Annotated in this window: 17 protein-coding genes; 13 read left to right on the top strand and 4 right to left on the bottom strand. The window is 41.1% G+C overall.

Going from position 1 to position 25,162, the window contains the following annotated elements; all coding sequences use genetic code 11:
- Positions 1-191 precede the first annotated feature (191 nt).
- Positions 192-1,469, bottom strand: a complete 1,278-nt coding sequence (gene gltA / locus FTT92_RS08640) for a citrate synthase (protein ID WP_078189909.1) — start codon at positions 1,467-1,469, stop codon at positions 192-194.
- 1,027 nt (positions 1,470-2,496) lie between these two features.
- Between gltA and sdhC the strand changes: the two genes are divergently transcribed.
- The 13 genes from sdhC to pgaD all read left to right on the top strand — a co-directional run bounded on the left by sdhC (position 2,497) and on the right by pgaD (position 20,811).
- On the top strand, positions 2,497-2,895 hold the full coding sequence (gene sdhC / locus FTT92_RS08635; RefSeq protein WP_078192993.1) for a succinate dehydrogenase, cytochrome b556 subunit: 399 nt from the start codon (positions 2,497-2,499) through the stop codon (positions 2,893-2,895).
- Positions 2,895-3,260, top strand: coding sequence for a succinate dehydrogenase, hydrophobic membrane anchor protein (sdhD, locus tag FTT92_RS08630; protein ID WP_078192992.1), 366 nt, complete (start codon positions 2,895-2,897; stop codon positions 3,258-3,260). Before sdhC ends, sdhD begins: the two co-directional genes overlap by 1 nt.
- Positions 3,261-3,272: 12 nt before the next feature.
- Positions 3,273-5,171 carry a succinate dehydrogenase flavoprotein subunit gene (sdhA, locus tag FTT92_RS08625; RefSeq protein ID WP_078192991.1) on the top strand — a complete coding sequence of 633 codons (1,899 nt, stop codon included), beginning with the start codon at positions 3,273-3,275 and terminating at the stop codon, positions 5,169-5,171.
- Positions 5,172-5,185: 14 nt separating this feature from the next.
- Positions 5,186-5,893, top strand: a complete 708-nt coding sequence (locus tag FTT92_RS08620) for a succinate dehydrogenase iron-sulfur subunit (RefSeq protein ID WP_078189905.1) — start codon at positions 5,186-5,188, stop codon at positions 5,891-5,893.
- A gap of 795 nt (positions 5,894-6,688) precedes the next feature.
- A complete protein-coding gene (locus FTT92_RS08615) occupies positions 6,689-9,511 on the top strand; it encodes a 2-oxoglutarate dehydrogenase E1 component (RefSeq protein WP_078193297.1) in 2,823 nt (940 codons plus the stop codon).
- Positions 9,512-9,527: 16 nt separating this feature from the next.
- Positions 9,528-10,745, top strand: coding sequence for a 2-oxoglutarate dehydrogenase complex dihydrolipoyllysine-residue succinyltransferase (odhB, locus tag FTT92_RS08610; RefSeq protein WP_180171876.1), 1,218 nt, complete (start codon positions 9,528-9,530; stop codon positions 10,743-10,745).
- A gap of 60 nt (positions 10,746-10,805) precedes the next feature.
- Complete coding sequence (lpdA, locus tag FTT92_RS08605; protein ID WP_180171875.1) at positions 10,806-12,236, top strand: dihydrolipoyl dehydrogenase; 1,431 nt, start codon at positions 10,806-10,808, stop codon at positions 12,234-12,236.
- A 180-nt stretch (positions 12,237-12,416) separates the two neighbouring features.
- Positions 12,417-13,583: an ADP-forming succinate--CoA ligase subunit beta gene (gene sucC, locus FTT92_RS08600; RefSeq protein WP_078192988.1), complete on the top strand. Its 1,167-nt coding sequence runs from the start codon at positions 12,417-12,419 to the stop codon at positions 13,581-13,583.
- Between the two features lie 13 nt (positions 13,584-13,596).
- Positions 13,597-14,487, top strand: a complete 891-nt coding sequence (gene sucD / locus FTT92_RS08595) for a succinate--CoA ligase subunit alpha (RefSeq protein WP_180024115.1) — start codon at positions 13,597-13,599, stop codon at positions 14,485-14,487.
- Between the two features lie 232 nt (positions 14,488-14,719).
- Positions 14,720-17,176, top strand: a complete 2,457-nt coding sequence (gene pgaA / locus FTT92_RS08590) for a poly-beta-1,6 N-acetyl-D-glucosamine export porin PgaA (RefSeq protein WP_180171874.1) — start codon at positions 14,720-14,722, stop codon at positions 17,174-17,176.
- A complete protein-coding gene (pgaB, locus tag FTT92_RS08585; protein ID WP_257231647.1) occupies positions 17,176-19,041 on the top strand; it encodes a poly-beta-1,6-N-acetyl-D-glucosamine N-deacetylase PgaB in 1,866 nt (621 codons plus the stop codon). The genes pgaA and pgaB (FTT92_RS08585) overlap by 1 nt, the downstream gene beginning before the upstream one ends.
- Complete coding sequence (gene pgaC / locus FTT92_RS08580; RefSeq protein ID WP_180092156.1) at positions 19,041-20,312, top strand: poly-beta-1,6-N-acetyl-D-glucosamine synthase; 1,272 nt, start codon at positions 19,041-19,043, stop codon at positions 20,310-20,312. The genes pgaB (FTT92_RS08585) and pgaC overlap by 1 nt, the downstream gene beginning before the upstream one ends.
- Positions 20,299-20,811: a poly-beta-1,6-N-acetyl-D-glucosamine biosynthesis protein PgaD gene (gene pgaD, locus FTT92_RS08575; RefSeq protein WP_111884399.1), complete on the top strand. Its 513-nt coding sequence runs from the start codon at positions 20,299-20,301 to the stop codon at positions 20,809-20,811. The genes pgaC and pgaD overlap by 14 nt, the downstream gene beginning before the upstream one ends.
- A gap of 54 nt (positions 20,812-20,865) precedes the next feature.
- Here the strand turns inward: pgaD and pgaB (FTT92_RS08570) are convergent, their stop codons facing one another.
- From pgaB (FTT92_RS08570) to FTT92_RS08560, 3 genes are all read right to left on the bottom strand, one after another.
- Positions 20,866-22,122 carry a poly-beta-1,6-N-acetyl-D-glucosamine N-deacetylase PgaB gene (gene pgaB, locus FTT92_RS08570; protein WP_180171873.1) on the bottom strand — a complete coding sequence of 419 codons (1,257 nt, stop codon included), beginning with the start codon at positions 22,120-22,122 and terminating at the stop codon, positions 20,866-20,868.
- 307 nt (positions 22,123-22,429) lie between these two features.
- On the bottom strand, positions 22,430-24,142 hold the full coding sequence (locus FTT92_RS08565; RefSeq protein ID WP_111884397.1) for a flotillin family protein: 1,713 nt from the start codon (positions 24,140-24,142) through the stop codon (positions 22,430-22,432).
- Positions 24,143-24,318: 176 nt separating this feature from the next.
- Positions 24,319-24,957 carry a YqiJ family protein gene (locus tag FTT92_RS08560; RefSeq protein WP_180007473.1) on the bottom strand — a complete coding sequence of 213 codons (639 nt, stop codon included), beginning with the start codon at positions 24,955-24,957 and terminating at the stop codon, positions 24,319-24,321.
- Positions 24,958-25,162 lie beyond the last annotated feature (205 nt).

Genomic DNA, 25,162 nt, shown 5'->3' with positions numbered 1-25,162 from the left:
CTAGAAAATGGCGATTTAAAATACATTCAGCAATATACACCATACTTTATAGCTTGTGATGCATCGTTTTATCTAATGATTGAGTTGGAAAATTCAGTCAGATGGGTCTGTTCAATAGCGCAAAATAAATCTAGCTGCATAAAAAAACCGCCCCAAAAGGACGGTTTTTAGATTCGCACAATTCTTTCGAATTAACGACCTTGGATATCGCGTTGAGTTTCGCCAGTGTAAAGCTGACGAGGACGACCGATTTTGTAAGGTGCGCTGTGCATTTCTAACCAGTGGCTGATCCAACCAACAGTACGTGCAAGAGCGAAGATTACGGTAAACATTTCTGTTGGGATACCAATCGCTTTAAGGATGATACCTGAGTAGAAGTCTACGTTAGGGTATAGGTTACGTTTGATGAAGTATTCGTCAGAAAGCGCAATACGTTCAAGTTCCATAGCCAAAGCAAGTTGTGGATCGTTGATACCAAGAGCAGTTAAGACTTCGTCACAAGTTTCTTTCATTACTTTCGCACGTGGATCGAAGTTTTTGTAAACTCGGTGACCGAAGCCCATGAGTTTAACTTCTTTAGTTTTCACTTTTTCCATGAACGGAGCAACGTTTTCTACAGTGCCGATTTCGTCAAGCATCTTAAGAACAGCTTCGTTCGCGCCGCCGTGAGCAGGTCCCCATAGAGCCGCGATACCCGCAGCGATACATGCGTATGGGTTAGCGCCAGTAGAACCAGCAAGACGTACTGTAGAAGTAGACGCGTTTTGTTCGTGGTCAGCATGAAGCGTGAAGATACGGTCCATTGCTTTAGCAAGAATAGGGTCAACTTTGTAATCACGGTCTGCAGGAGTAGCAAACATCATGTACAAGAAGTTTTCTGCGTAGCTTAAGTCGTTACGTGGGTAAACGAATGGTTGGCCTACTGTGTATTTGTAAGTCCAAGCAGCTAAAGTAGGAACTTTAGCGATTAAGCGAATAGCAGTGATTTCGCGGTGGTCAATGTTTTCAACATCGAAACCGTTGTGATAGAACGCAGAAAGCGCACCAACAACACCACACATGATCGCCATAGGGTGAGCGTCACGACGGAAACCATTGAAGAAACGGCCAACTTGATCGTGAACCATAGTGTGGTTACGAACTTTAGCATCGAATTCTTGTTTTTGTTCAGCAGTAGGAAGCTCGCCGTTCAAAAGAAGGTAGCAAGTTTCTAAGTAGTCTGCTTTAGTAGCAAGCTGGTCGATTGGGTAGCCACGGTGTAGAAGAACACCTTTACCGCCGTCAATGAAAGTGATTTTAGATTCACAAGCAGCCGTTGAGACAAAACCAGGATCAAAAGTAAAGTGACCTGCGGCCAACACATCTTTAACGTCAATTACATCTGGGCCTAGAGTGCCACTGTAAATTGGTAAGTCAATTTCTTTGCCATCAAGCTGTAAAACGGCTTTTTTGCCAGTTGCTTCAGACATTCAATAGATCTCCTGTCCTGGTGAATGTTTTATCTGACTCAGTACTAATCTTTTAATGCGAGAATCAGACAGATCAAAAATTTGCTCTAAGATTAGAGGGAACTGAAATTTTGTCAATTATACTTATGGATATAAATTGAGGATCATTCCTTGAAATGAAGCACAATTCATCCGCTTAAAAAATGAGTAAAATCACAGTGCCGACGCAGTATAATAAGTCAATTTGCAGGGGAGGTGCAGATTAAAAAAAGCCTATTGCCTTAATTGTAAGCAATTTTTAATTCTTAAAAACTCTGAAACAAATATGAATTACAAGACCGCTATTTCATTAAATTATTATAATTTTCGTAACTTACACACATCTGTGGCTCTAAATTGCTTTTTTCTTATTCATAATTAAAACGACTTAATCGTACTAAAAAAAAAGTTCGTTTGGTTAAAAAATAGTTAATTAAACGCCTTTAAAAGATCAATAAATGAGCATTTTTGTCATTGGAAAGGTAAAAAATGGCGTTTTATTAAACAGATTTGCTGTTGCTAAGATTTTTATGCACAGACTAAGTACTTATTTCGTTTCATGATCTTTGAGTTTTATTATTTGAGAAAATGATGCACATTTATTTTTATGATTATGGCTTGGCGAATGTGTTGGAAGATTTTAAAATGTAGTGGGAAAAGAAAGATTTAGATTTGTTCATCTTTAGTCTAAAAGTTTAAATCGCCATATACACACAAAAACAATAAGTGAAACTTACATTTAACTTATTAAAACCAATAACATAGTATGATTTTCTTAGATAAATAAGGTATTTTTTTTTAGAAAAGTTATTGTTAATGATTCTTATTTAAGGATATTTTGCAAAATTCCTAATTGTCTTCGTTTGTGTTTTGAAAGTTCACGTTTTATAATTCCCTGTCGTTTATAAGATCAGACAGCTGCAGAGTTTATTATATTGTAATGTCTGACTATGCTAGCTTTCCTACGAATTAATTCCAACAAACTCCGGATGGAGTTTTTACTTACAGGATGCCCGCTGTGAAAAGCAACAGACCTGTCAATTTGTCCATGGGTCAAGTTTTAGACGTAAACTTAAAATCCCCTGTGGCTATTGCATCAATTTTACACCGTCTATCAGGTGTTATCGTATTTTTACTCGTACCGGTCCTTCTTTGGATTTTAGACAAATCTTTATCTTCACCTGAAGGTTTTGCGCAAGTTCAAGCTGTGTTTGATAGCTTTATTGTGCGTTTTGTCGTATGGGTATTTGTAGCCGGCTTAATTTATCACCTTATTGGTGGTATCAAGCATCTATTTGCAGATCTTGGCGTTGCTGAAGAACTTCAAAGTGGTCGTATCGCAGCTACTATTTCATTGATCTTGTCTGCAATCGGTATTGTTGCAGCATTTGTATGGATTGTTCTCTAATGAAAAGTGCTACAGGTTTAACAGGATCAGGTTCTCGCGATTGGTTTATCCAGCGTGTAAGTGCCGTTGTATTGGCTGTTTATACTATTGTTGTACTGGGCTGGATCCTTTGCAATAGCGGATTCACTTTTGAGCAATGGTATGGCTTTATGATGACAACACCAATGAAGATTATGTCTTTATTGTCTGTCTTATCTCTTGTTGCGCATGCTTGGATTGGTATGTGGCAAGTATTCACTGACTATGTGACTACTCGTCAAATGGGTCCTTCAGCAAACGGTCTGCGTTTAGTGCTGACTTCTGCAGTGATTGTTGCAGTATTTGCATACGCGATCTGGGCGATCCAGATTTTTTGGGCAAATTGATAGGAAAATATCATGGGCGCTATAACCCCTAAAGAAGATTACACAAATATTCCACACCTAACTTTCGATGCAGTCATCGTTGGTGGTGGTGGTTCAGGTATGCGTGCTTCTTACCAACTTGCTCAAGCTGGTTTGAAAGTTGCTGTACTGACTAAAGTATTCCCAACTCGTTCACACACTGTTGCGGCGCAGGGTGGTATTGGTGCATCTCTTGGTAACATGCAAGAAGATAACTGGCACTACCACTTCTACGATACAGTTAAAGGTTCTGACTGGTTAGGTGACCAAGACGCAATTGAGTTTATGACTCGTGAAGCGCCTCAAGTTGTATATGAGCTTGAACACCTAGGTATGCCATTTGACCGTAATGCTGACGGTACAATTTACCAACGTCCGTTTGGTGGTCATGCTGCGAACTATGGTGAAAAACCAGTTCCACGTGCATGTGCTGCTGCCGACCGTACAGGTCATGCTCTTCTTCATACGCTTTATCAAAGCAACGTGAAAATGGGTACTCAATTCTTCGTTGAATGGATCGCACTTGATTTGATCCGTAATGAAGAGGGTGATGTGCTTGGTGTGACAGCAATTGACCAAGAAACAGGTAAAATTGCAGTATTCCAAGGTAAAGCAACATTGTTCGCTACTGGTGGTGCTGGTCGTGTTTACCGTGCATCTACTAACGCTTATATCAACACTGGTGACGGTCTTGGTATGGCAGCTCGTGCAGGTATTCCATTACAAGATATGGAATTCTGGCAATTCCACCCAACAGGTGTTGCGGGCGCAGGCGTATTGTTGACAGAAGGTTGTCGTGGTGAAGGTGCGATCCTTCGTAACGATGCTGGTGAGCCGTTCATGGAACGTTATGCTCCGACACTGAAAGACTTGGCACCTCGTGACTTCGTATCACGTTCAATGGACCAAGAAATTAAAGAAGGTCGTGGCTGTGGTCCTAAGAAAGACTACATCTTGCTTGATATGACGCATCTTGGTGCTGAAACAATCATGAAACGTCTTCCATCTGTATTTGAGATTGGTAAGAAATTCGCGAACGTTGACATCACTAAAGAGCCAATTCCTGTAGTACCTACAATCCATTACCAAATGGGTGGTATTCCTACAAATATTCATGGTCAAGTGGTTGTTCCTGTATCTCGTGAAACTGAAGCTTTGGTTGCGAACTACAATAAAGAAACTGGTGTGTACTCACACAATGCGGGTGACCGTGATTTCACTAAACCAGTGAAAGGTTTCTATGCAATTGGTGAATGTTCATGTGTATCTGTACACGGTGCTAACCGTCTAGGTACAAACTCATTACTTGACTTGGTTGTATTTGGTAAAGCTGCTGGTGAACATATTGTTGACTATGTAACTAAACACCACGGTGATGAATATGCACCGCTTCCTACAACTGTTCTTGAAAAAACTTTGAATCGTGTTCGTCATCTTGATGAATCAACTTCTGGTGAAAATGCTCAAGAAGTTGCAGATGCAATCCGTGACATCGTTCAAGATCACGCTGGTGTATTCCGTACATCTGCACTTCTTGAAGAGGGTGTGAAACAGATTCTTGCGCTCGAACCACGTGTACGTAACATTCACTTGAAAGACAAATCTAAAGTATTTAACACAGCGCGTGTTGAAGCTCTAGAAGTTGAAAACCTGTATGAAGTTGCGAAAGCGACACTGATTTCTGCGGCTGCACGTAAAGAATGTCGTGGTGCGCATACAGTGGTAGATTTTGAATTACCACCTGATCATGCTGACTACCCATACGGTCGTCGTGATGATGAGTGGATGAAACACACTTTATGGTTCTCTGTAGATAACCGTCTTGAGTACAAACCAGTACGTTACAAGCCTTTATCTGTAGATGCTATTCCGCCTAAACCACGTACATTCTAATTGGGAGAAGTAAGATGAGTAGAGGTACTCGTACATTTAATATCTACCGCTACGATCCTGATAAGGATGCAGCTCCGTACATGCAAACTTTTAAACTAGAGTTGACTGATAAGCATCGTATGTTGCTTGATGCACTTCTAGCATTAAAAGTTCAAGACGAATCATTAACATTCCGTCGTTCATGTCGTGAAGGTATTTGTGGTTCTGATGGTGTAAACATTAATGGTAAAAATGGTTTGGCGTGTCTTTGGAACCTAAACGACTTACCAGAAGTGATCACAATTCGTCCACTTCCAGGTCTTCCAGTAATTAAAGATTTGGTTGTAGATATGAATCAGTTCTACGATCAGTACAATAAAATCCATCCGTTCCTAATCAATAATCAGCCTGCGCCTCCAAAAGAGCGTTTGCAGTCTCCTGAAGAGCGTGAACATTTAGATGGTTTGTACGAATGTATTCTTTGTGCATGTTGTTCAACTTCATGTCCATCATTCTGGTGGAACCCAGACAAGTTCTTGGGTCCTTCAGCATTGTTGAACGCATATCGCTTCATCATTGACTCTCGTGATACAGCAACTCAAGAGCGTTTGGCTCGTCTTGACGACCCATTCTCATTGTTCCGTTGTAAAGGTATCATGAACTGTGTATCTGTATGTCCTAAGGGTCTTAACCCAACTAAAGCAATCGGTCACATCCGTAATATGCTTTTAGATCTAGGTTAATAGATTTAGCAGTAAAAAGAAGCGCACCATTGGGTGCGCTTTTTTTGTCATATATAAAAGTGATGATAGTGAAAGTTATTCGCTGTCATTGCAGAGTGTTATAAATGGATTTCATAGAAACGTAGTGAATTAAAAGTATAAAGTGATAGATAAATGGTTATTTATTGATGAAACGCTCGTTCAAGTCTGTCAAAAGGATTAGAAGATGTTATTATGTAACGTAGTAAAAAGAGAGAGGATAGGAATGTCAGCTCTCTTTTGTTTTTGTATATGAGATGAGGTAATAATCGAACGTAGACTTTTGTCTTAATTGAAAGATCATTTTATATGTAGCACCATATCATAGATGAAAATACAAACAGTGTATTTCGCTAATTTATGAGAGGTATGTGTCAAAAAAATCAATTGAAAATGCTCGAACGTGTTAGCATTTAGAGTATCACTATATGTAAAAAATGACTTTGAATTAGGTACATTTTTTCTACAATTTAAGCGCTGTAGAAGGTATATAAATGTTAATAAAGTCGTTTTAGAAAAGATAATTGCGAAAAAAATATTTTTTCTAAGATGATTTGCAAAAATTGCCCGATTTATGTCGGGTATTTCTCAATGAGTAATGATGCCGCTGAGGGCGTTATTGTTCATTAATCACATTGGGTAATCCTAATGTAGTGATAACGCCTCAAGGCTTAAGCCTAATGGGGACTAATGTCATATTACCAATTTGACATTACTAATCATGGGTTCGCTTAAAAAGCATCCTGAAATGTTTTGCAATAGGAAATGGGTCCACAAATGCAAGAAGTTGCTGACGCACTGCGTCTTGACACTGAACTTAGCGCTGACAGTGCAGCGTATATTGAAGAACTTTATGAGCAGTATCTAACGGCTCCAGACTCAGTAGAGGCTGATTGGCGTGAATACTTCGATAAATTCCCGAAAGGTGATCAACCACACAGCAATGTACGTGAGCAATTCCTATTATTAGGCCGTAATTCAAGCCGTGTTCAGCCAGTAGTGCAAAGTGCAGTAAGTTCTGAGCATGAACGCCGTCAAATCGGTGTATTACAGTTGATCGCTGCATACCGTAACCGTGGTCATCAAAACGCAAAATTAGATCCACTTGGTCTTGCAAAACGTGAAATCGTGCCTGATCTAGATCTTGCTGCGCACGGTCTAACTCAGTCTGACTTAGATACTGTGTTTAATACAGGTAACCTTGCAATCGGCAAGTCTGAAGCAACACTTGGTGAAATGGTTCAAGCAATGGAAGCAACTTATACTGCTTCGATTGGTGTTGAATACATGCACATTGTTGATACAAAAGAAAAACGTTGGATTCAACAACGCCTTGAAGGTACTCGTGGTCAATTTGGCTACACTGCAGACCAGAAAAAACACATCCTTGAACGTCTAACTGCAGCTGAAGGCCTAGAAAAATATCTTGGTAACAAATTTGTTGGTGCGAAACGTTTCGGTGTTGAGGGTGGTGAATCTTTCATTCCTATGGTGAATGAACTTATTCAACGCGCAGGTTCAGTAGGCTGTAAAGAAGTGGTTATCGGTATGCCTCACCGTGGCCGTTTAAACCTTCTTGTAAACATCATGGGTAAAAACCCAGCTGATCTATTTGGTGAGTTCGAAGGTAAATCTCTGCATAAAAAAGGCTCTGGTGACGTTAAATACCACCAAGGTTTCTCTTCAAACGTCATGACTCCGGGTGGCGAAGTTCACTTGGCATTAGCGTTTAACCCATCACACTTAGAAATCGTTGGACCTGTAGTAGAAGGTTCTGTACGCGCACGTCAAGTACGTCGTAAAGATATCGGTGGTGATGATGTATTACCAATCATCGTTCACGGTGATGCTGCATTTGCAGGTCAAGGTGTAAACCAAGAAACCTTCCAAATGTCACAAACTCGCGGTTATACCGTGGGTGGTACAGTTCATATCGTTGTAAACAACCAAGTTGGTTTCACTACGTCTGACCCACGTGATGCGCGTTCTACAGAATACTGTACTGACATCGCGAAAATGATCCAAGCACCGATCTTCCATGTGAACGGTGATGATCCTGAATCTGTATTATTTGTCTCTCAATTGGCACACGATTTCCGTCATACATTCCGTAAAGACGTTGTAATCGATATGTTCTGCTACCGTCGTCGTGGTCATAACGAAGCCGACGAGCCAGCTGCAACTCAGCCAATGATGTATCAAATCATCAATAAAAAAGCGACTACACGTACGCTTTATGCTGACAAGCTTGTACAAGAAGGTGTTATTGATCGCGCTTCTGCTGATGCAATGGTTGAACAGTATCGTTCTGACCTTGAAGCAGGTAAACACGTTGCAAATGCGTTGGTACTTGAGCCAAATACAAAAATGTTTGTGGACTGGAAACCTTACCTAGGCCACGAATACACAGACAAATGGGATACCACTTTCCCAATCGAACGTCTAAAAGAGCTTGGTGCGAAAATGCGCGAGCTTCCAGAAGGCTTCGTGATGCAACGTCAGGTTGCTAAAGTGATTGATGACCGTCTGAAAATGCAGACTGGTGAAATGCCATTGAACTGGGGTGCTGCTGAAACATTAGCTTACGCGTCTCTTCTAGATGAAGGTTTCCTTGTTCGTTTAACAGGTGAAGACGTTGGTCGTGGTACATTCTCACACCGTCATGCAAAACTTCATAACCAAGTAGATGGTTCAACTTACATTCCATTATGTAACTTGAAAGAAAACCAACCACGTACAGCTATTTATGACTCATTATTGTCAGAAATGGCGGTTCTTGCATTCGAATATGGTTATGCAACGACTCTTCCGAAGAGCCTTGTCATTTGGGAAGCGCAATTTGGTGACTTCGCAAACTGTGCACAGGTTGTAATCGATCAGTTCATCGCGTCTGGCGAAACTAAGTGGGAACGTGTATGCGGTCTGACTATGCTTCTTCCACACGGCTTTGAAGGTCAAGGTCCTGAGCATTCATCAGCTCGTTTAGAGCGTTTCTTACAGCTATGTGCTGAAGAAAACATGCAAGTGATCACACCGACTACACCAGCGCAGATTTACCATGCGATGCGTCGTCAAGCACTTCGTCCAATCCGTAAACCAATGATCGTGACTTCACCGAAGTCTCTTCTTCGTCACAAACTTGCAACGTCTACTTTAGAAGAACTTGCAAATGGTTCATTCCAAACTGTGATCGATGAAATTGACAATATCAACAAGTCAGACGTAACTCGTCTAGTGCTTTGTGGTGGTAAGGTTTACTACGACTTACTTGAAAAACGTCGTGAAAAAGAATTGAACAACACAGCAATCGTTCGTATTGAACAATTGTATCCGTACCCAGAAGCACGTCTTGCTGAAGTTCTGGCACAATATCCAAACGTTAAAGAATTGGTTTGGGCTCAAGAAGAACCGAAGAACCAAGGTGCATGGTTATTCATCGCTCCGCGTCTTTATGACGACGTGATGAAAGCGGGCAAACAAGTTCGTATTAGTTATGCAGGTCGTGAAGCTTCTGCTGCACCGGCTTGTGGTTCACCATATTTGCACGCAAAACAACAAGCTCAGCTCGTAAATGATGCTTTAGCTATCGTAGCTGAATAACAGGAGATTCTTAATAATGGCAACCGAAATTAAAGCACCGGTATTCCCAGAGTCAGTTGCTGACGGTACAGTTGCAACTTGGCACAAACAACCAGGTGAAGCAGTATCACGTGACGAAGTGATTTGTGATATTGAAACAGATAAAGTTGTTTTAGAAGTTGTAGCTCCTGCTGACGGTACGATTTCTGCAATCGTTAAAAACGAAGGCGATACAGTTCTTTCTGCTGAGGTGATTGCGACTTTTGAAGAAGGTGCTGCTTCTGGCGCTGCTCAAACTCAAGCTGTTCAATCAGAAGAGAAAGTAGAACAAGCTGCTGCGCAAACTCAAGCGGGCGCTGCTCCTGTTGTTGAACGTGCTCAACCTGTTGCTGATCAAGCTCCTGCAGTGCGTAAAGCATTGACTGAGTCTGGCATTGCTGCTGCTGACGTTGCTGGCACTGGCCGTGGCGGTCGCATCACTAAAGAAGATGTTGCAAACCATCAAGCTAAACCAACTGCTCCTGCTGCTGCGCCATTAAGCGTTGCTGTTGGTGAACGTATCGAAAAACGTGTTCCTATGACTCGTCTTCGTAAGCGTGTTGCTGAACGTCTACTTGCTGCAACTCAAGAAACTGCAATGTTGACTACGTTCAACGAAGTAAACATGAAACCAATCATGGACATGCGCGCTCAATACAAAGATGCTTTTGAAAAGCGCCATGGGGCACGTCTTGGCTTCATGTCATTCTTCGTTAAAGCAGCAACTGAAGCACTTAAACGCTACCCAGCTGTAAACGCTTCGATTGATGGCAATGACATCGTTTACCACGGTTTCTACGACATCGGTGTTGCTGTATCAAGCGACCGTGGTCTAGTAGTTCCAGTTCTTCGTGATACTGACCGCATGAACTATGCTGAAGTTGAAAATGGTATCCGTGCATACGCTGGTAAAGCGCGTGATGGTAAATTGGGTATTGAAGATATGACTGGCGGTACATTCACTATTACTAATGGTGGTACTTTCGGTTCTTTGCTTTCTACACCTATCTTAAATACGCCACAAACTGCGATTTTGGGTATGCATAAAATCCAAGAACGTCCTATGGCTGTAAATGGTCAAGTTGAAATCTTGCCAATGATGTACTTAGCGCTTTCTTATGACCACCGTCTAATCGATGGTAAAGAAGCAGTAGGCTTCCTTGTAACAATCAAAGAATTGTTAGAAGAACCAGCTAAGCTAATCCTTGATCTTTAATACTTCAGAATAATGCAATGGGCTTAGAGCGATCCTCTAAGCCCATTTTTGGAGATACACATGTCTCAATTTGATTTAGTTGTTATTGGTGGCGGTCCTGGTGGTTATGAAGCTGCTATCCGCGCTGCTCAATTAGGCTTTAAAGTAGCTTGTATTGAAAAACGTATTCATAAAGGTAAACCATCTTTAGGTGGTACTTGCTTAAACGTGGGTTGTATCCCATCTAAAGCATTACTTGATTCATCTCACCGCTATGAAGATACCGTTCATCACTTAGATGACCACGGTATTACGACTGGTGAAGTGAAATTTGATCTTGCAAAACTGCTTGATCGTAAAGACAAAATTGTTAACCAATTGACGATGGGTATTGATGGCCTACTTAAAGGCAATGGTATCGAATGGTTAAAAGGTACAGGTAAATTACTTGCAGGTAAGAAAGTTGAGTTTGTATCTCACGAAGGTGAAACTCAAATTTTAGAACCTAAATATGTAATCCTTGCATCGGGTTCTGTGCCGGTAAATATTCCTGTTGCTCCTGTAGACCAAGACATTATTGTTGACTCTACTGGTGCGCTTGAGTTCCCAGAAGTGCCTAAACGTCTTGGCGTAATCGGTGCGGGTGTAATTGGTCTTGAACTTGGTTCAGTATGGCGTCGTCTAGGTGCTGAAGTTGTTGTATTTGAAGCAATGGATGCATTCTTGCCAATGGCTGATAAGGCTTTGGCAAAAGACTACCAAAAAGTATTGACTAAACAAGGCCTTGATATCCGTGTTGGCGCTAAAGTTGCTGGTACAGAAGTCAATGGTCGTGAAGTTACTGTTAAGTACACTCAAGGCGGCGAAGACAAAACTCAAACTTTCGATAAATTGATCGTTTGTGTGGGCCGTAAAGCATATGCAGAAGGTTTATTGGCTGAAGATTCAGGCATTAAACTCACTGAGCGCGGTCTAGTTGAAGTAAACGATTGGTGTGCAACTTCAGTTGAAGGTGTATACGCAATTGGTGACTTGGTACGTGGTCCAATGCTTGCACATAAAGCAATGGAAGAAGGCGTAATGGCTGTTGAGCGTATCCACGGTCATGCAGCTCAAGTGAACTATGACACTATTATCTCTGTAATTTACACACACCCAGAAGCGGCGTGGGTTGGTTTAACAGAAGAGCAAGCGAAAGAAAAAGGCCACGAAGTTAAAACAGGTCAATTTGGTTTCGCTGCAAATGGTCGTGCAATGGCTGCTGGTGAAAACGCAGGCTTTGTTAAGTTTGTTGCTGATGCGAGGACAGATCGTCTACTCGGTATGCACGTGATTGGACCTGCTGCGTCTGACATCGTACACCAAGGCATGATCGCACTTGAGTTCGTATCAAGTGTTGAAGACCTACAGTTAATGACTTTCGGTCACCCGACATTCTCTGAAGTCGTTCACGAAGCTGCACTTGCAGTCGATGGGCGTGCAATTCACGCGATTCAGCGTAAACGTAAATAAGATGTAAAAAGAGCGGCTTAGGCCGCTCTTTTTTGTTTCAGATGGTTGTTTTAATTTGAATAATCATCTAAAAATAAAGATAAGAAATATTTTAAGATTTAAAAAGGTTAAAGCTGCTTTGACGGATGTCTGGGCTTTAATGGGTCATAACAAAGCGAAAAAAGAGTAAAAGGTTGTTCAATGAATCTACACGAATATCAAGCTAAAGCGTTATTAAAAAAATATGGTATGCCAGTCCAAGAAGGCGTATTTGTAACTACCGCAGAAGAAGCAGTCAAAGCTTTTGAGCAACTGGGTGGTAAGTTTGCGGTACTCAAAGCCCAAGTGCATGCAGGTGGTCGTGGTAAAGCAGGCGGCGTTAAAGTCGTAAAATCTGCACAAGAAGCCACTGATTATGTGAACCAAATGGTCGGCTCACGCTTAGTCACTTATCAAACAGATGCATTAGGTCAACCCGTCAGCGGTATTTTGGTATCTGAAGATGTTTATCCAGTAGAGCGTGAATTGTACCTAGGTGCTGTAGTTGACCGTTCTAGCCGTCGTGTGACCTTTATGGCATCGACTGAAGGCGGTGTTGAAATTGAGAAAGTTGCAGAAGAAACGCCTGAAAAAATTATTAAAGTTGAAGTAGATCCTCTAGTTGGATTGTTACCATTCCAAGCACGTGAAGTGGCGTTTGCTTTAAACCTAAAAGATGGTCAAGTGAATCAATTTGTCAAAATCATGTCTGCGGCTTATCAAGCATTCATTGAAAATGATTTTGCTTTATTTGAAATTAATCCGTTATCCGTACGTGAAAATGGCGAGATTTTATGTGTGGATGCAAAAATTGGTATCGACTCAAATGCTTTATATCGCTTACCAGAAATCGCAGCACTACGCGATAAAACGCAAGAAAATGAGCGTGAGCTGAAAGCATCAGAATTTGATTTGAACTATGTTGCCTTAGAAGGCAATATTGGCTGTATGGTCAATGGTGCTGGCCTAGCGATGGCAACCATGGACATCATTAAACTCTATGGTGGTCAACCTGCAAACTTCCTAGATGTAGGCGGTGGCGCGACCAAAGAACGCGTAATTGAAGCCTTTAAAATCATTTTGGCCGATAGTTCTGTACAAGGTGTATTAATCAACATTTTTGGTGGGATTGTACGTTGTGACATGATTGCTGAAGCAATTATTGCAGCGGTTCAAGAAGTAAATGTGACTGTACCTGTGGTTGTTCGTTTAGAAGGGAACAATGCAGAGTTGGGTGCAAAATTACTTGATGAATCAGGTTTGAAATTGATTTCTGCAAATGGCTTGGCCGATGCTGCAGAAAAAATCGTTGCTGCGGTAAAAGGCTAAGGGAGTAGAGATCATGAGCGTATTAGTTAATAAAGACACCAAAGTATTGGTACAAGGTTTTACCGGTAAAAACGGCACATTCCATTCTGAACAGTCAATTGCTTACGGCACAAAAGTGGTCGGTGGGGTGACTCCGGGTAAAGGCGGCACACAACATTTGAATCTACCCGTATTTAATACCATGAAAGAAGCGGTGCGTGAAACGGGTGCAACGGCAACCTCGATTTATGTACCTGCACCATTTGTCTTAGATTCAATTATTGAGTCTATAGATGCAGGTGTAGAGCTGATCGTTGTAATTACGGAAGGTGTACCGACACTTGATATGCTAAAAGCGAAACGTTACCTAGAAACCTATGGTAACAATGCACGTCTAATTGGTCCGAACTGTCCAGGGATTATTACTCCGGGTGAATGTAAGATCGGTATTATGCCGGGGCATATTCATCAACCGGGTAAAATCGGCATTATCTCGCGTTCAGGGACTCTGACCTATGAAGCTGTAGCGCAAACCACGAAGCTGGGTCTAGGTCAGTCGACGTGTATCGGTATTGGGGGAGATCCAATTCCGGGCATGAACCAAATTGATTGCTTAAAGCTGTTCCAAGACGACCCGCAAACTGAAGCGATCATCATGATTGGTGAGATTGGTGGTACAGCAGAAGAAGAAGCGGCTGAATATATCCAGTCGAATGTAACTAAGCCTGTTGTCGGTTATATCGCGGGTGTGACTGCACCAAAAGGTAAACGTATGGGACATGCAGGCGCGATCATTTCGGGCGGTAAAGGTACAGCAGAAGAGAAATTTGCTGCTTTTGAAAAAGCCGGAATGGCCTATACCCGTAGTCCTGCTGAATTAGGCTCAACTATGTTTGAAGTCTTAAAGTCAAAAGGTCTTGCTTAAGTACGGTAAGTTTCTGTTAATAAAAACCCCTCAAATGAGGGGTTTTTTTATTTTTATTTAATAATAGTGGGTGAATAGTAAAGAAAATTTATAAAATCAGCATATTCTCATTCATTATTAACACTTTAGTATGAATAATTAACCAAATTTAATCGGTCAAAATATGATATAATGTGAAACACATCACATTAATTTAATTTGATGAATAATTACTCTTCTAACGTGAATAATCATGATTTATAAATCTTATTTATCTCGTCTATGTTTCTTGTCGATTTTTTCGAGCCTTCCTACGGTTGTATTTGCAGTTGATAATATTGATCAGCAAAGAGAACAAAGTGTTGCAGATATCCGTGTCGGTAAAGTGGATCAGGGATTTAACCAATTACAAGTTTTATTAGCGCAACATCCTGAAAATCAGAAGCTCATTGCAGATTACACGCTCCTGCGTTATGCAAATGCAACCTTTAGCTCTACAGATGTGGCCTACTTGGCGAAGATTAGTCCAACGACGTTTCCAGATTATGGCAAAGTCAGTGTCATCAAAGCTTTACGCGATCTTAAACAATATGATCAAGCCTTACAGTGGGCACAAAAATTTTATCAGCAGGATCAATCGGAACAGTGGTTGATTTGGCAGGGTGTGTTGCTGGCAGAATCAGGTCAAAAAGATCAAGCAAAACAAAAACTGGTAAATCTAAACTTACAGTTGCTTGGTGCAGATTATCTTTCGCAATTGGCCTATGCCTATCGATTATTGGATATGCCTGCTGAATCCCTCAATGCAGCGAAATATGCGTTAGAAAAACAGCCCAATGCAGATACCCAAGAACAGTTCGTATTGGCTCTATTGCAAAATAGCGATTTTGCCACTGCGCAAAGCTATATTCAGGCCAATGGACTCAACAGTTCTAAGCCAGTGTTGCAACATTTGCTCAAGATGAATGAGTTCTCACAGCGTATCCAACAAGGCATTCAAGCTTCAAAAAATGCGTTTGATATGAAGCGTGGAGCAACGGCATTTGAACCACTAGATCGTGTTCTGGCTGAAATGAGAGCTTATGAAGACAAACTTCCTACAGATGAAGCCAGTAAACGTAAATTTTACTATGAATATATCTATGCCTTAAATGCACGTAATGCTTCAAAGCAGGCACTGGTACAAGTAGATAAAACAGGTCAAACAACTAAAGAAATGCCTGCTTATGTACGACATGCTTTGGCAGACAGTTATTTAAAATTACGTCAACCTGAAAAAGCTGAGCCTTTATATCAGAGTTTATTTGCTGAAAAAAATTATGCGGACTATAACGTCTATGCTGGTTTGTACTATAGCTTGATTGAACAAGAAAAATTTAAACAAGCCAATCAGTTAATCGACACCATGGACAAACAGTTACCGACCTTTGTTTATAGTAATGCAAAAGGTGTTGATAAGGCGCCACACGATGATCGTACTGAATTTATTGCGTTGAAGGGATTGAACTATGCTTATCGCAACGAGCATGAAAAAGCGGAACGTTACTTTAATGACTTAACCGCTAAGGCTCCCGGCAATATCGGGTATCAAAATAATTTGGCATTAATTCAACGTTGGCGTGAAAAACCAGAGCAATCCCAGCACACTTTGGCGCAGCAGAATAGCTTAGAGCCCATTTCACAGGGAACGCAAATTAACCGCATGCAGAATTTCCAAGCCTTGAGTCAAATTCAAGCTTGGCGTGAACTCAATCAATATATGGTCAGTCATGTCGGTGATGATACGGGCGTAAAACAAAGTAAAAAAGAATTAGATGATCGGAATCGTGCGTCAATTCAACATCAGAGTAGCTTTGCAAAAAGTGAGTCGGATGATCCTCGTGTACAAAATCGCCTGAAAGGTTCACGTGAACAGGAAAACTGGACGCGTATCAATAGCCCATGGTTTTACGATAATTATCGACTCTTTGCAGACCATAGCAATCGTTGGTCGAAGTATGAGTCTGGCAAATTAAAAGACCAGCGGATTGGCATGGGTTTAGAGTGGGCTTCGGATCGTAAAGCTGCATCTACATTATTCTCTCAAAGCACCGATGGCGACCGTTTTGGTGTGCAATTAGATTGGTCACATTGGCTGAATGATCATTGGAACTATGCACTGGGTTACGATAGCCAAGCGGATATTCCATTGCAATCTTTGGCACAGGACCACGAAGGGCAGGCTTATCGTTTTGCATTGAACTGGCAACAAAATGAATCACGCAAGGCAGGCGCAAGTTATCAATTGACCGATATTGATGATGGCAATCTACGCCAAGAACTGTCAGGGTATTTTAAACAGCAATTCCAACAATCTCCACATCATATTTCTGCGGCAACACTGCGTGGTTATTACGGAAAAAATGATCCGGTTGATGTGCCTTATTTTAACCCCGAACATAGCTATAGCGCTGAAGTGACATTGGAACATGATTGGATGACATGGCGTGATTATGAACGTCATTTTAATCAGCACTTTGCAGCAACTATCGGTACATTCGGACAAAAAGGCTACTCAAGTCGTCCGATTTATAATTTGTATTATCAACATGATTGGCAACTCTCACGCACGTGGAAACTGAACTACGGCATAGGTTGGGGTTCACATCCGTATGACGGAAAAGATGAAGATCGTAGTTATGCAGTTGTTGGATTTGAGGGGCGCTTCTAATGAAAAATACATTAATACACCGCATGTTGAAGCAAAGCTTAGTTCTAGCTGTAACTTTGCCCATCAGTACGACATATCTGTTTGCTGAAAATAATGTGCTAAAAACTGCAAATTCGGCGATGCCTGAACTTGAAGAAAGTACCGCACATAACCAATTTGTAACGCTGACCTTCCATGATGTTCGAGATGATGTCGCCAAACGTGGTGATCGAGATGTCTATGCGATAAGTACGCAAAATCTTGGGCAATATTTTGCGTGGATTAAACGAGAAGGTTGGCAACCCATTCGTTTAGAAGATGTCATGCAGGCTCGCTTACAAAAGAAAAAGTTACCTGAAAAGGCGCTGTTATTAACCTTTGATGATGGTGCGCTAAGTAGTTATAGCAAAGTCTTTCCATTGTTAAAGCAATATCAATTTCCTGCAGTTTTTGCTATTCCAACCAGTTGGATCAATGGCAATACCAAAGATGCTTATGAAGCTTATGGTGTGGGTAATTTGATGAATTGGGATCAAATGCGGGAAATGCAAAAGTCGGGATATGCCGAATTTGTATCGCATTCGGATGATCTGCATCATGGTATTTTGGCAAACCCACAAAAAAATATGGAACCTGCTGCGATTACACGTCAGTATTTTCCAGCTCAAAATCGTTATGAAACCGATGCTGAGTTTGAGCAGCGTATTGTGCAAGATTTGAAGAAATCTAAACAAGAACTCGATCGTCAATTGGGTATTCATAGTATGGCAATCTTCTGGCCATACGGTGCAGTTACACCGGAAATTGAGGGATATGCACGTAAAGCAGGACTACCCATGTCCTTTAGCTTAGGTAATGTGGTCAGTCAGGCAGATTCAGTGCATACCTATCAGCGTGCCTTGATTATGGATAACCCAACACCAGAGTTTATCCACCAAAATATGGAAGACTTTATCGTTGAAGCTCGTGCGCCTTATAAACAACGTAAAACATTCCTGAATTTTAATTTGGCTGAATTACAAGCACCAACGGCTGAGCAATCAGATCAGAAATTAGGGAGATTATTAGATCAGGTCAATGCGTTAAAAACTAATACATTGCTTTTAAATGCCGCAGTTGATCATGATGGTGACGGTAAAATTGATGCCTTATTTTTCCCAAATTCAAAACTGCCGATGCAACAAGATTTACTGAATCGCACTGTATGGCAAGCCCGTACACGAATTGGTAATCGAGTCTATGCACAGCTCCCAATCAGTTTGGAGTTACAGCAGGGGATTAATTTGGCAGACCTAACGGCAGATCTATTGAAAAACAATAGTTCGCTTGAAGGTTTAATTATTAACACCGGTAACAGCTTGGATTGTGCAATTCATTCAGCACAGTGGTCAATCGCATGTACTGAGCAAGTGCAAAAAATTATTGCGATTAAAGAGCGTAGTAAGGCGCAAGCGCATTTTTATTCCAATATTAGTAATGACAACCAAACCGCGCTCAAGGTGAATTTAACTGGACATCAGTTTTCTGGATTAAAACCTTTGGTGACTCGTGCCTTAACAGCGTCAGACTTTCTGTATTTAAGTATTAACCCGGGTCAGCATCCGCAAAGTTTTAAAGCCTTTATGTCCGCATTGAAGACTTTGAATACAGAGCAAAAGCAACGCTTGATTGTCAGTTTGGATATCAATCCAAATATGTCCGAGAAAGATTGGACGCAGTATCAGCAAAACTATCAGGCTTTGCGCGCAGCGTCGGTTCAAAAAATCGGACTGAATAATTATCAGCTTCAGGATGGCGAACGCGTTCAACATCACCTATATCAAAGCATCAGCTTGAATGGCAGTCCACTGACTTACCGTGATCCGTATATACAAGGAGGTCAGTAATGCAAGAATGGGAACTGAGTTTTAACGATCTGTTTTTTGCCTTTGCTTTCCTATATCCCTTGTTTATGGCGTGGATTTGGATTGCTGGAGGCGTGTGGTTCTACTTAAAGCGTGAATGGAAACAACCTGAACTTCCCGTGCCAACCGTACACGGTTGTAGCATTATTGTGCCTTGCTTTAATGAAGAAGCACAGGTACGTGACACGATTCGATATGCGATGCAGAGCCAATATCCAAATTTTGAAGTGATAGCGGTGAATGATGGAAGTAAAGATCGAACCGCTGAAATTCTAGACCAATTGGTACTCGAATATCCTAAATTGCGTGTGGTGCATTTGGCTGAGAATCAGGGTAAAGCGTATGCATTACGTGCAGGCACGATGGTCAGCCAATTTGAATACTTGATCTGTATAGATGGTGACGCATTGCTGCATCCGCATTCGGCACTTTGGATGATGCATCATCTGACCAGTTTTCCACGCGTGGGCGCTGTAACCGGTAATCCACGTATTGTGAACCGTTCAAGCATCTTGGGTAAAATTCAGGTTGGAGAGTTTTCTTCTATTATTGGCTTAATCAAGCGATCTCAAAGAACCTATGGTCGTATTTTTACAGTATCAGGTGCAATTGCAGGTTTCAGAAAAACGGCACTAGACCGCATTGGTTATTGGCGTGATGACATGATCACAGAAGATATTGATGTGTCATGGCGTTTGCAGTTTGATCATTGGGATTTGCACTATGTACCGCAAGCCCTTTGCTATATCTATATGCCAGAAACATTTAATGGACTTTGGAAACAACGTTTACGTTGGGCTCAAGGCGGCATCGAAGTACTATTTGCCTATTTACCTAAAATATTTAAATGGCGTTTACGTCGGATGTGGCCGATTGCATTCGAATCTATCATTAGCGTGATCTGGGCATATGTCATGTTCAGTATTTTTGTCTTGTATTTTTATGGTCTATTTTTCTCATTACCGGGTGAGTGGGCGATTCAATCACTTTTACCTCAATGGTATGGAGTGATTTTAGGCGTGACCTGTTTATTCCAGTTCCTCGTGAGTTTATGGATCGATCGCGCTTACGACAAAAAACGCTTACTGCGAAATTATTTTTGGGTGATTTGGTATCCCTTATTTTTCTGGATCTTAGCCATGCTGACAACGGTCGTTGCTTTGCCAAAGACTATTTTTAAAACCCAAAAGCGTGCGCGTTGGGTCAGTCCAGACCGTGGATTTAGAGGGGAGGAAAACAATGAACCAAGTTAATTTACAAAATCAGAAGCCGGTTGCAGATTCAGATTTTAAAATTATTCAAGATGAATCATTGCTTGAATTACCTGAATATATTGATAAACCTGAATACGTCAAACGCAAGTCAGCAGGCTATGGTCTGATGGCAGTCGGGTGGATGCTTTGGATGTGGTTGTTTTTACCGCTATTAACCCTTGTGTTTTGGTGGTTTGAAGGCACGGTGGTGTATTCACAGGTTATGGATCAGTCCCAACCGATGACCAGTCTATCGATCATGAAATTGATTTTCTCAATCGGAATCTTTATTTGCTGTCTATTTGTTTGGGCAAGTTATAACTGGATGCGTTTTCATGGGGAAGACCGTAGAAAGGCGCCAGAGAATGCTCAAGATGAAGATTTGGCGAAAAGCTTTCACGTAAAAGCCAGTGATATAGCCACGATGCGAGAATCAAAAAATATCACGTTGCACTATACGGATGATGGTCAATTAGAACACTATAAAATCAACAGCTAATCAGCGTTCTTCATCAGATCTAGAATCCTAGATCTGATGATGTAGGCATTTGTATCAGTCATTAGCTAGGGCAGGTGCAAATGCCTTTTTTATTTGCTGTGCATCTGGATGATTTTGCACGAAATCATCTGGATAATACCCGATATGTTGCACACCATGTTGTTCCAGTAAACGGATGGTGTCAGTCAGTTCCTGATTGGAAATAGGTTTTTGATGATTCCAATCGGTCACTTGAAGTTCAAAAATGGTACGGCTCAAATTGGGATCATATTTTTTGGCACGCTCGATCAAGTTTAAATAAAACTGACGATGGTCATCTGCTTTTTCCATATAGGGCATGGCCATGATGGCGTTGTAATCATAATGTTGATAGGTGCTGGCATTGGACTGGCTAAACCATTTTTCACTGTTCGGGTTCAGCACAGCTTCAGCATACATATTGCGAGCAAAATGTAAGTCGGGTTGCTGCTGTTTTAAAATCTGACTGATGCCTTCAGCAAATTGGTCTAGATAAGCGGTTTTGTAGCGTGAAAATTCAAGCTGCTGCGCATGCTTTGGCTGTCCAATCAATTGTTGATCGAAGCCCCATGTTTTGTAGGTCTGAAGCGCTGCAGTACTATTATCCTCAAAATCATTGAGAGTGATATCATCGTGATAAAGAATGCCATCTACTTTATTTTGCTGAATAAAATCTAGAAAAATTTCTGCTGTGTATTGTTGGTTTTTCGGGTCAAAGGGCGATATCCGAATATAACCTTTCTTTTCACTTTGGCTTTTTACATATTGCAACGGGTATTGTTTCGGGAACTCCCACGCAATTAAAGGCAGCCATGCATATACGGTTTTTACTTGAGTCTGCTGTCGTATTTCGTGCAAAACACGTTGAAATAAATCTGAGCGCATTGGGATATAGCGATTTTTAAAATACACAGCATCAGCCGAACCATTGGCATCAGGGTCTGCAAAAGCTTGTAGAAAAATCGTATTGGCTTCAATGTGACGGATACGTTCGATCAAAGCGCGGATATTTTTTTCTTGTTGAGCCTGATTGGCATCATAAACATAATCTAAGTCGATATGCATGATGCGCATATGCTCTGTAGTGCTTGGCTTTGGTGTTTTGCTGGTCAAGGTTTGATGTAAAGGATTGGCTGATGCATATTGCTTGACCAAATCTTGTATAGGGTGGTGGGTAATACGTACCGTTTCAGCACTGCTACAGCCTGAAAAGACCAAACCGAAGCAGGTCATTAGACCTATTAATTTTTTAAAGGGGCGTAGGGAAGTAACGGCATTTAAGGAAGAAGTCATATTTATACTTGCACTGAGCGTATTATCATTCGTAAATGTTTTCATCGCATATTTTGCTGCACGTTTTAGCAAGTACAGCTAAGCAGAATATGATGAATTTGAAGATTGTAGCAAGATTGCAGGGGAAGGGTTATTCTTAAAAGTGTGATTTGGTTTGCACTTTGTTGTGATCCAGTATTTCGTCATTTTAAAGTCATGATTTGGTACTGAACGAATTTTTTAAGCTCTCGTAAGTCTTCCTTGTCGATGATCTCAATAAAAAAAAACCGCAGGATTAAGCTGCGGTTTTTTTAGCGTGTAAAACGAATTAACCAGCTTTTTTGTTTAAGCTCTGAGTTAAACCATTAATATCGCCACCTTGGATACCAAGTTCACTCATCAAGCTATCAATCAGTGGGGCCTGGCTGCGGTAGCGTAGGGCGCTATTCACCACTTGGTCTGACAAGGCAACATTGCCGCTGCCTTCGTGGTGAGCATCACCTTGGCAAGAACCTGCATGACCACCATTTAGACCATTTACTTGCAAAATCTTAATGTCATCAATGTTTTCCATTGGTTTAACACTTTCGCGAATGATTTCTGGTAAGTATTTCAGCATCGCTAAACGAATTTGCATTTCAACCTGTTCAGATGACAATACGTTGTTTGCTTCGTTCACTGCACGTGTACCTTCAGCATCAACTTGGTATTGTTTTTCCATCGCTTGAGCTAACAGAACTTTTGCGTCAGCTTCACCTTTGGCTTTTAAGCGAACTTTTTCAGCTTCGGCTTCAGCTGCAATACGAATCGCTTCAGCATCATCTGCGGCTGCTTGTTTACCCGCTTCAGCCGCGACAGTAATGGCAATCGCATCTTTCTCCGCTTTTTCTTTCGCAGAGACCAATTCAACAGCTTTTTGACGTTCAGCTTGTTGGATTTGACGAACGGTAATCACTTCTTCTTCGGCTTTTACCGCTTGAGCACGGGCTTGATCGGCATGTGCTTTAGCTTCAGATTCAGCACGAGATTTTTCAGCAATGGCAATTGCACGGTCTTGCTCAGCGAGTTCAATGGTTTTCTTTTGTTCCACTTGGGCTTGCTGAATAATTTGTGACTTTTGAATATTTTGATTTTCAACGTCACGTGCAGCGGTAATACGCTTTAAGTCAACTTCACGTTCAGCAGCAATACGCGCTTCTTCGGCTTCACGTTTTTTAGCAGCTTCTTGTGATGCAATTTCTGCAAGCTGTTCTGCACGACGGATTGAAATTTCACGTTCTTGTTGCAGTTTTGCATATTCTTCTTCACGCAAAATTTGTAGACGTGCTTGTTCTGCTTCTAAGTTCTTGGTCTTAATTGCAAGATCTGCATCTTGTTCAATCGCATTACGTTTACGACGACGGTCTTCAATGGTTTCTGTCAGTTTAGTTAAACCTTCAGCATCGAACGCATTTTGTGGGTTAAAGTATTTAAAGCCTGTTTGGTCTAAGCCAGTTAATGAAACGGTTTCAAGTTCCAAACCGTTTTTATGTAAATCTTCAGACACCACTTGCTGAACTTTTTGTACGAAGTCGACACGTTTTTCATGCAACTCTTCCATCGCCATTTCTGCGGCAACTGCACGTAGAGAGTCAACGAATTTTCCTTCAACCAAATTTTTAAGCTCATTTGGCGACATGGTCTTTTGACCTAACGTTTGTGCTGCGGTAGCAATCGAATCTGCTGTTGGTTTCACACGGACATAGAACTCCGCCATCACATCGACACGCATACGGTCACGTGTAATCAGCGCTTGGTCATCTGCACGGCGTACTTCAAGACGTAGGGTGTTCATATTGACAGGGATAATTTCATGTAGCACCGGAAGCACAATGGCACCGCCACCTAAAATCACTTTTTCACCGCCGAAGCCTGTACGCACAAATGAAATTTCTTTACTTGAGCGACGATAAAGTCGAGCAATAATAAAACCAATAAAAATAAGTGCGGCAAAAATTATCCCGACTGTTACAAGGATACCGCTTGGAATAATGTCTAACATGGACGTTTATCTCTTTTGTTGTAGTTCAAGTTAACCCTCTAAAGTGCTAACAAGTTTGGTTTAAAAATCAGTATTTTGTTGACTCATCATGACTTCGAGATTTGCTGAACATATGACGCGTTAAATGTATTTATATGTTGTTTGAAGAACTGATCGAGCATCAATTCATTCAAAATTTAGAGCATGGTGGCTTGAAAGCCTACATTTGTTTTTTGGGTTAAAACCACTGATTGACCTTGGCTGAAAATTTCATCTTGTTCAGGTTCAACCAAAATATAATGGGTCAATCCGTGTTGATCTTTGACTTTGGCTTGAGCAGGAGACTGGGGTCGTGCATCACCCAAAATGATCGTGGCCGTTCTACCGATCAATTCATCACTATAAATGGCAGTGGTTTCATCTTGGGGTAAAATACGGGCAATGAGCATTGCGCTAAAACGTACGAAGGGCATGCACAGAAAAATACAGGCTGGTGCAATAATCCATGCACTGAACATCATACTGGTCATTTGGTTAACGATGGCTTGAATAGCAAAGCCCAACAAACTATAGACACATAAGAAAATGATGAGCCATACAAACAGTGGAATACGACCCAAATACAACCAATCGAGCACACGTGTCACGATACCTGCATCGGCATCTACACCTAGCTCTGCATTATGACCAACATCCTCAGGTAGGAATTGATCTAAGAAGCCTTGAGAACCACCCCCTAAAATTGTTAACACAATCTCAAAAAGTCCAAACAAGAACATTAAGCAGAGACTGATGCTAAACACGATATTAGACGGGTGAGTAAACAATTCCCACATTATATTTATCTCTATATTTATGCTTATAAAAAATCAAAAAAAAATAATTCTGGCCGAATTTTTTTCAGTAAATAAAATAACATTATCTGTCGAAATTGTGTAAAAAAATTACAGATCAGATTAACAAAAAGTCGGCTTTTATGTGAGCTATTACTAAGTTTTTCTTTAAAAATAGGTGATCAATTAAGTCAGGATTATCTAAATC

Origin of the sequence: Acinetobacter sp. YH12023, from assembly GCF_013420135.1 — a bacterium.
Classification (GTDB): domain Bacteria; phylum Pseudomonadota; class Gammaproteobacteria; order Pseudomonadales; family Moraxellaceae; genus Acinetobacter; species Acinetobacter amyesii.
Note: the sequence above shows the minus strand (reverse complement) of the source record. Positions and strands in the feature narration are given on the sequence as shown.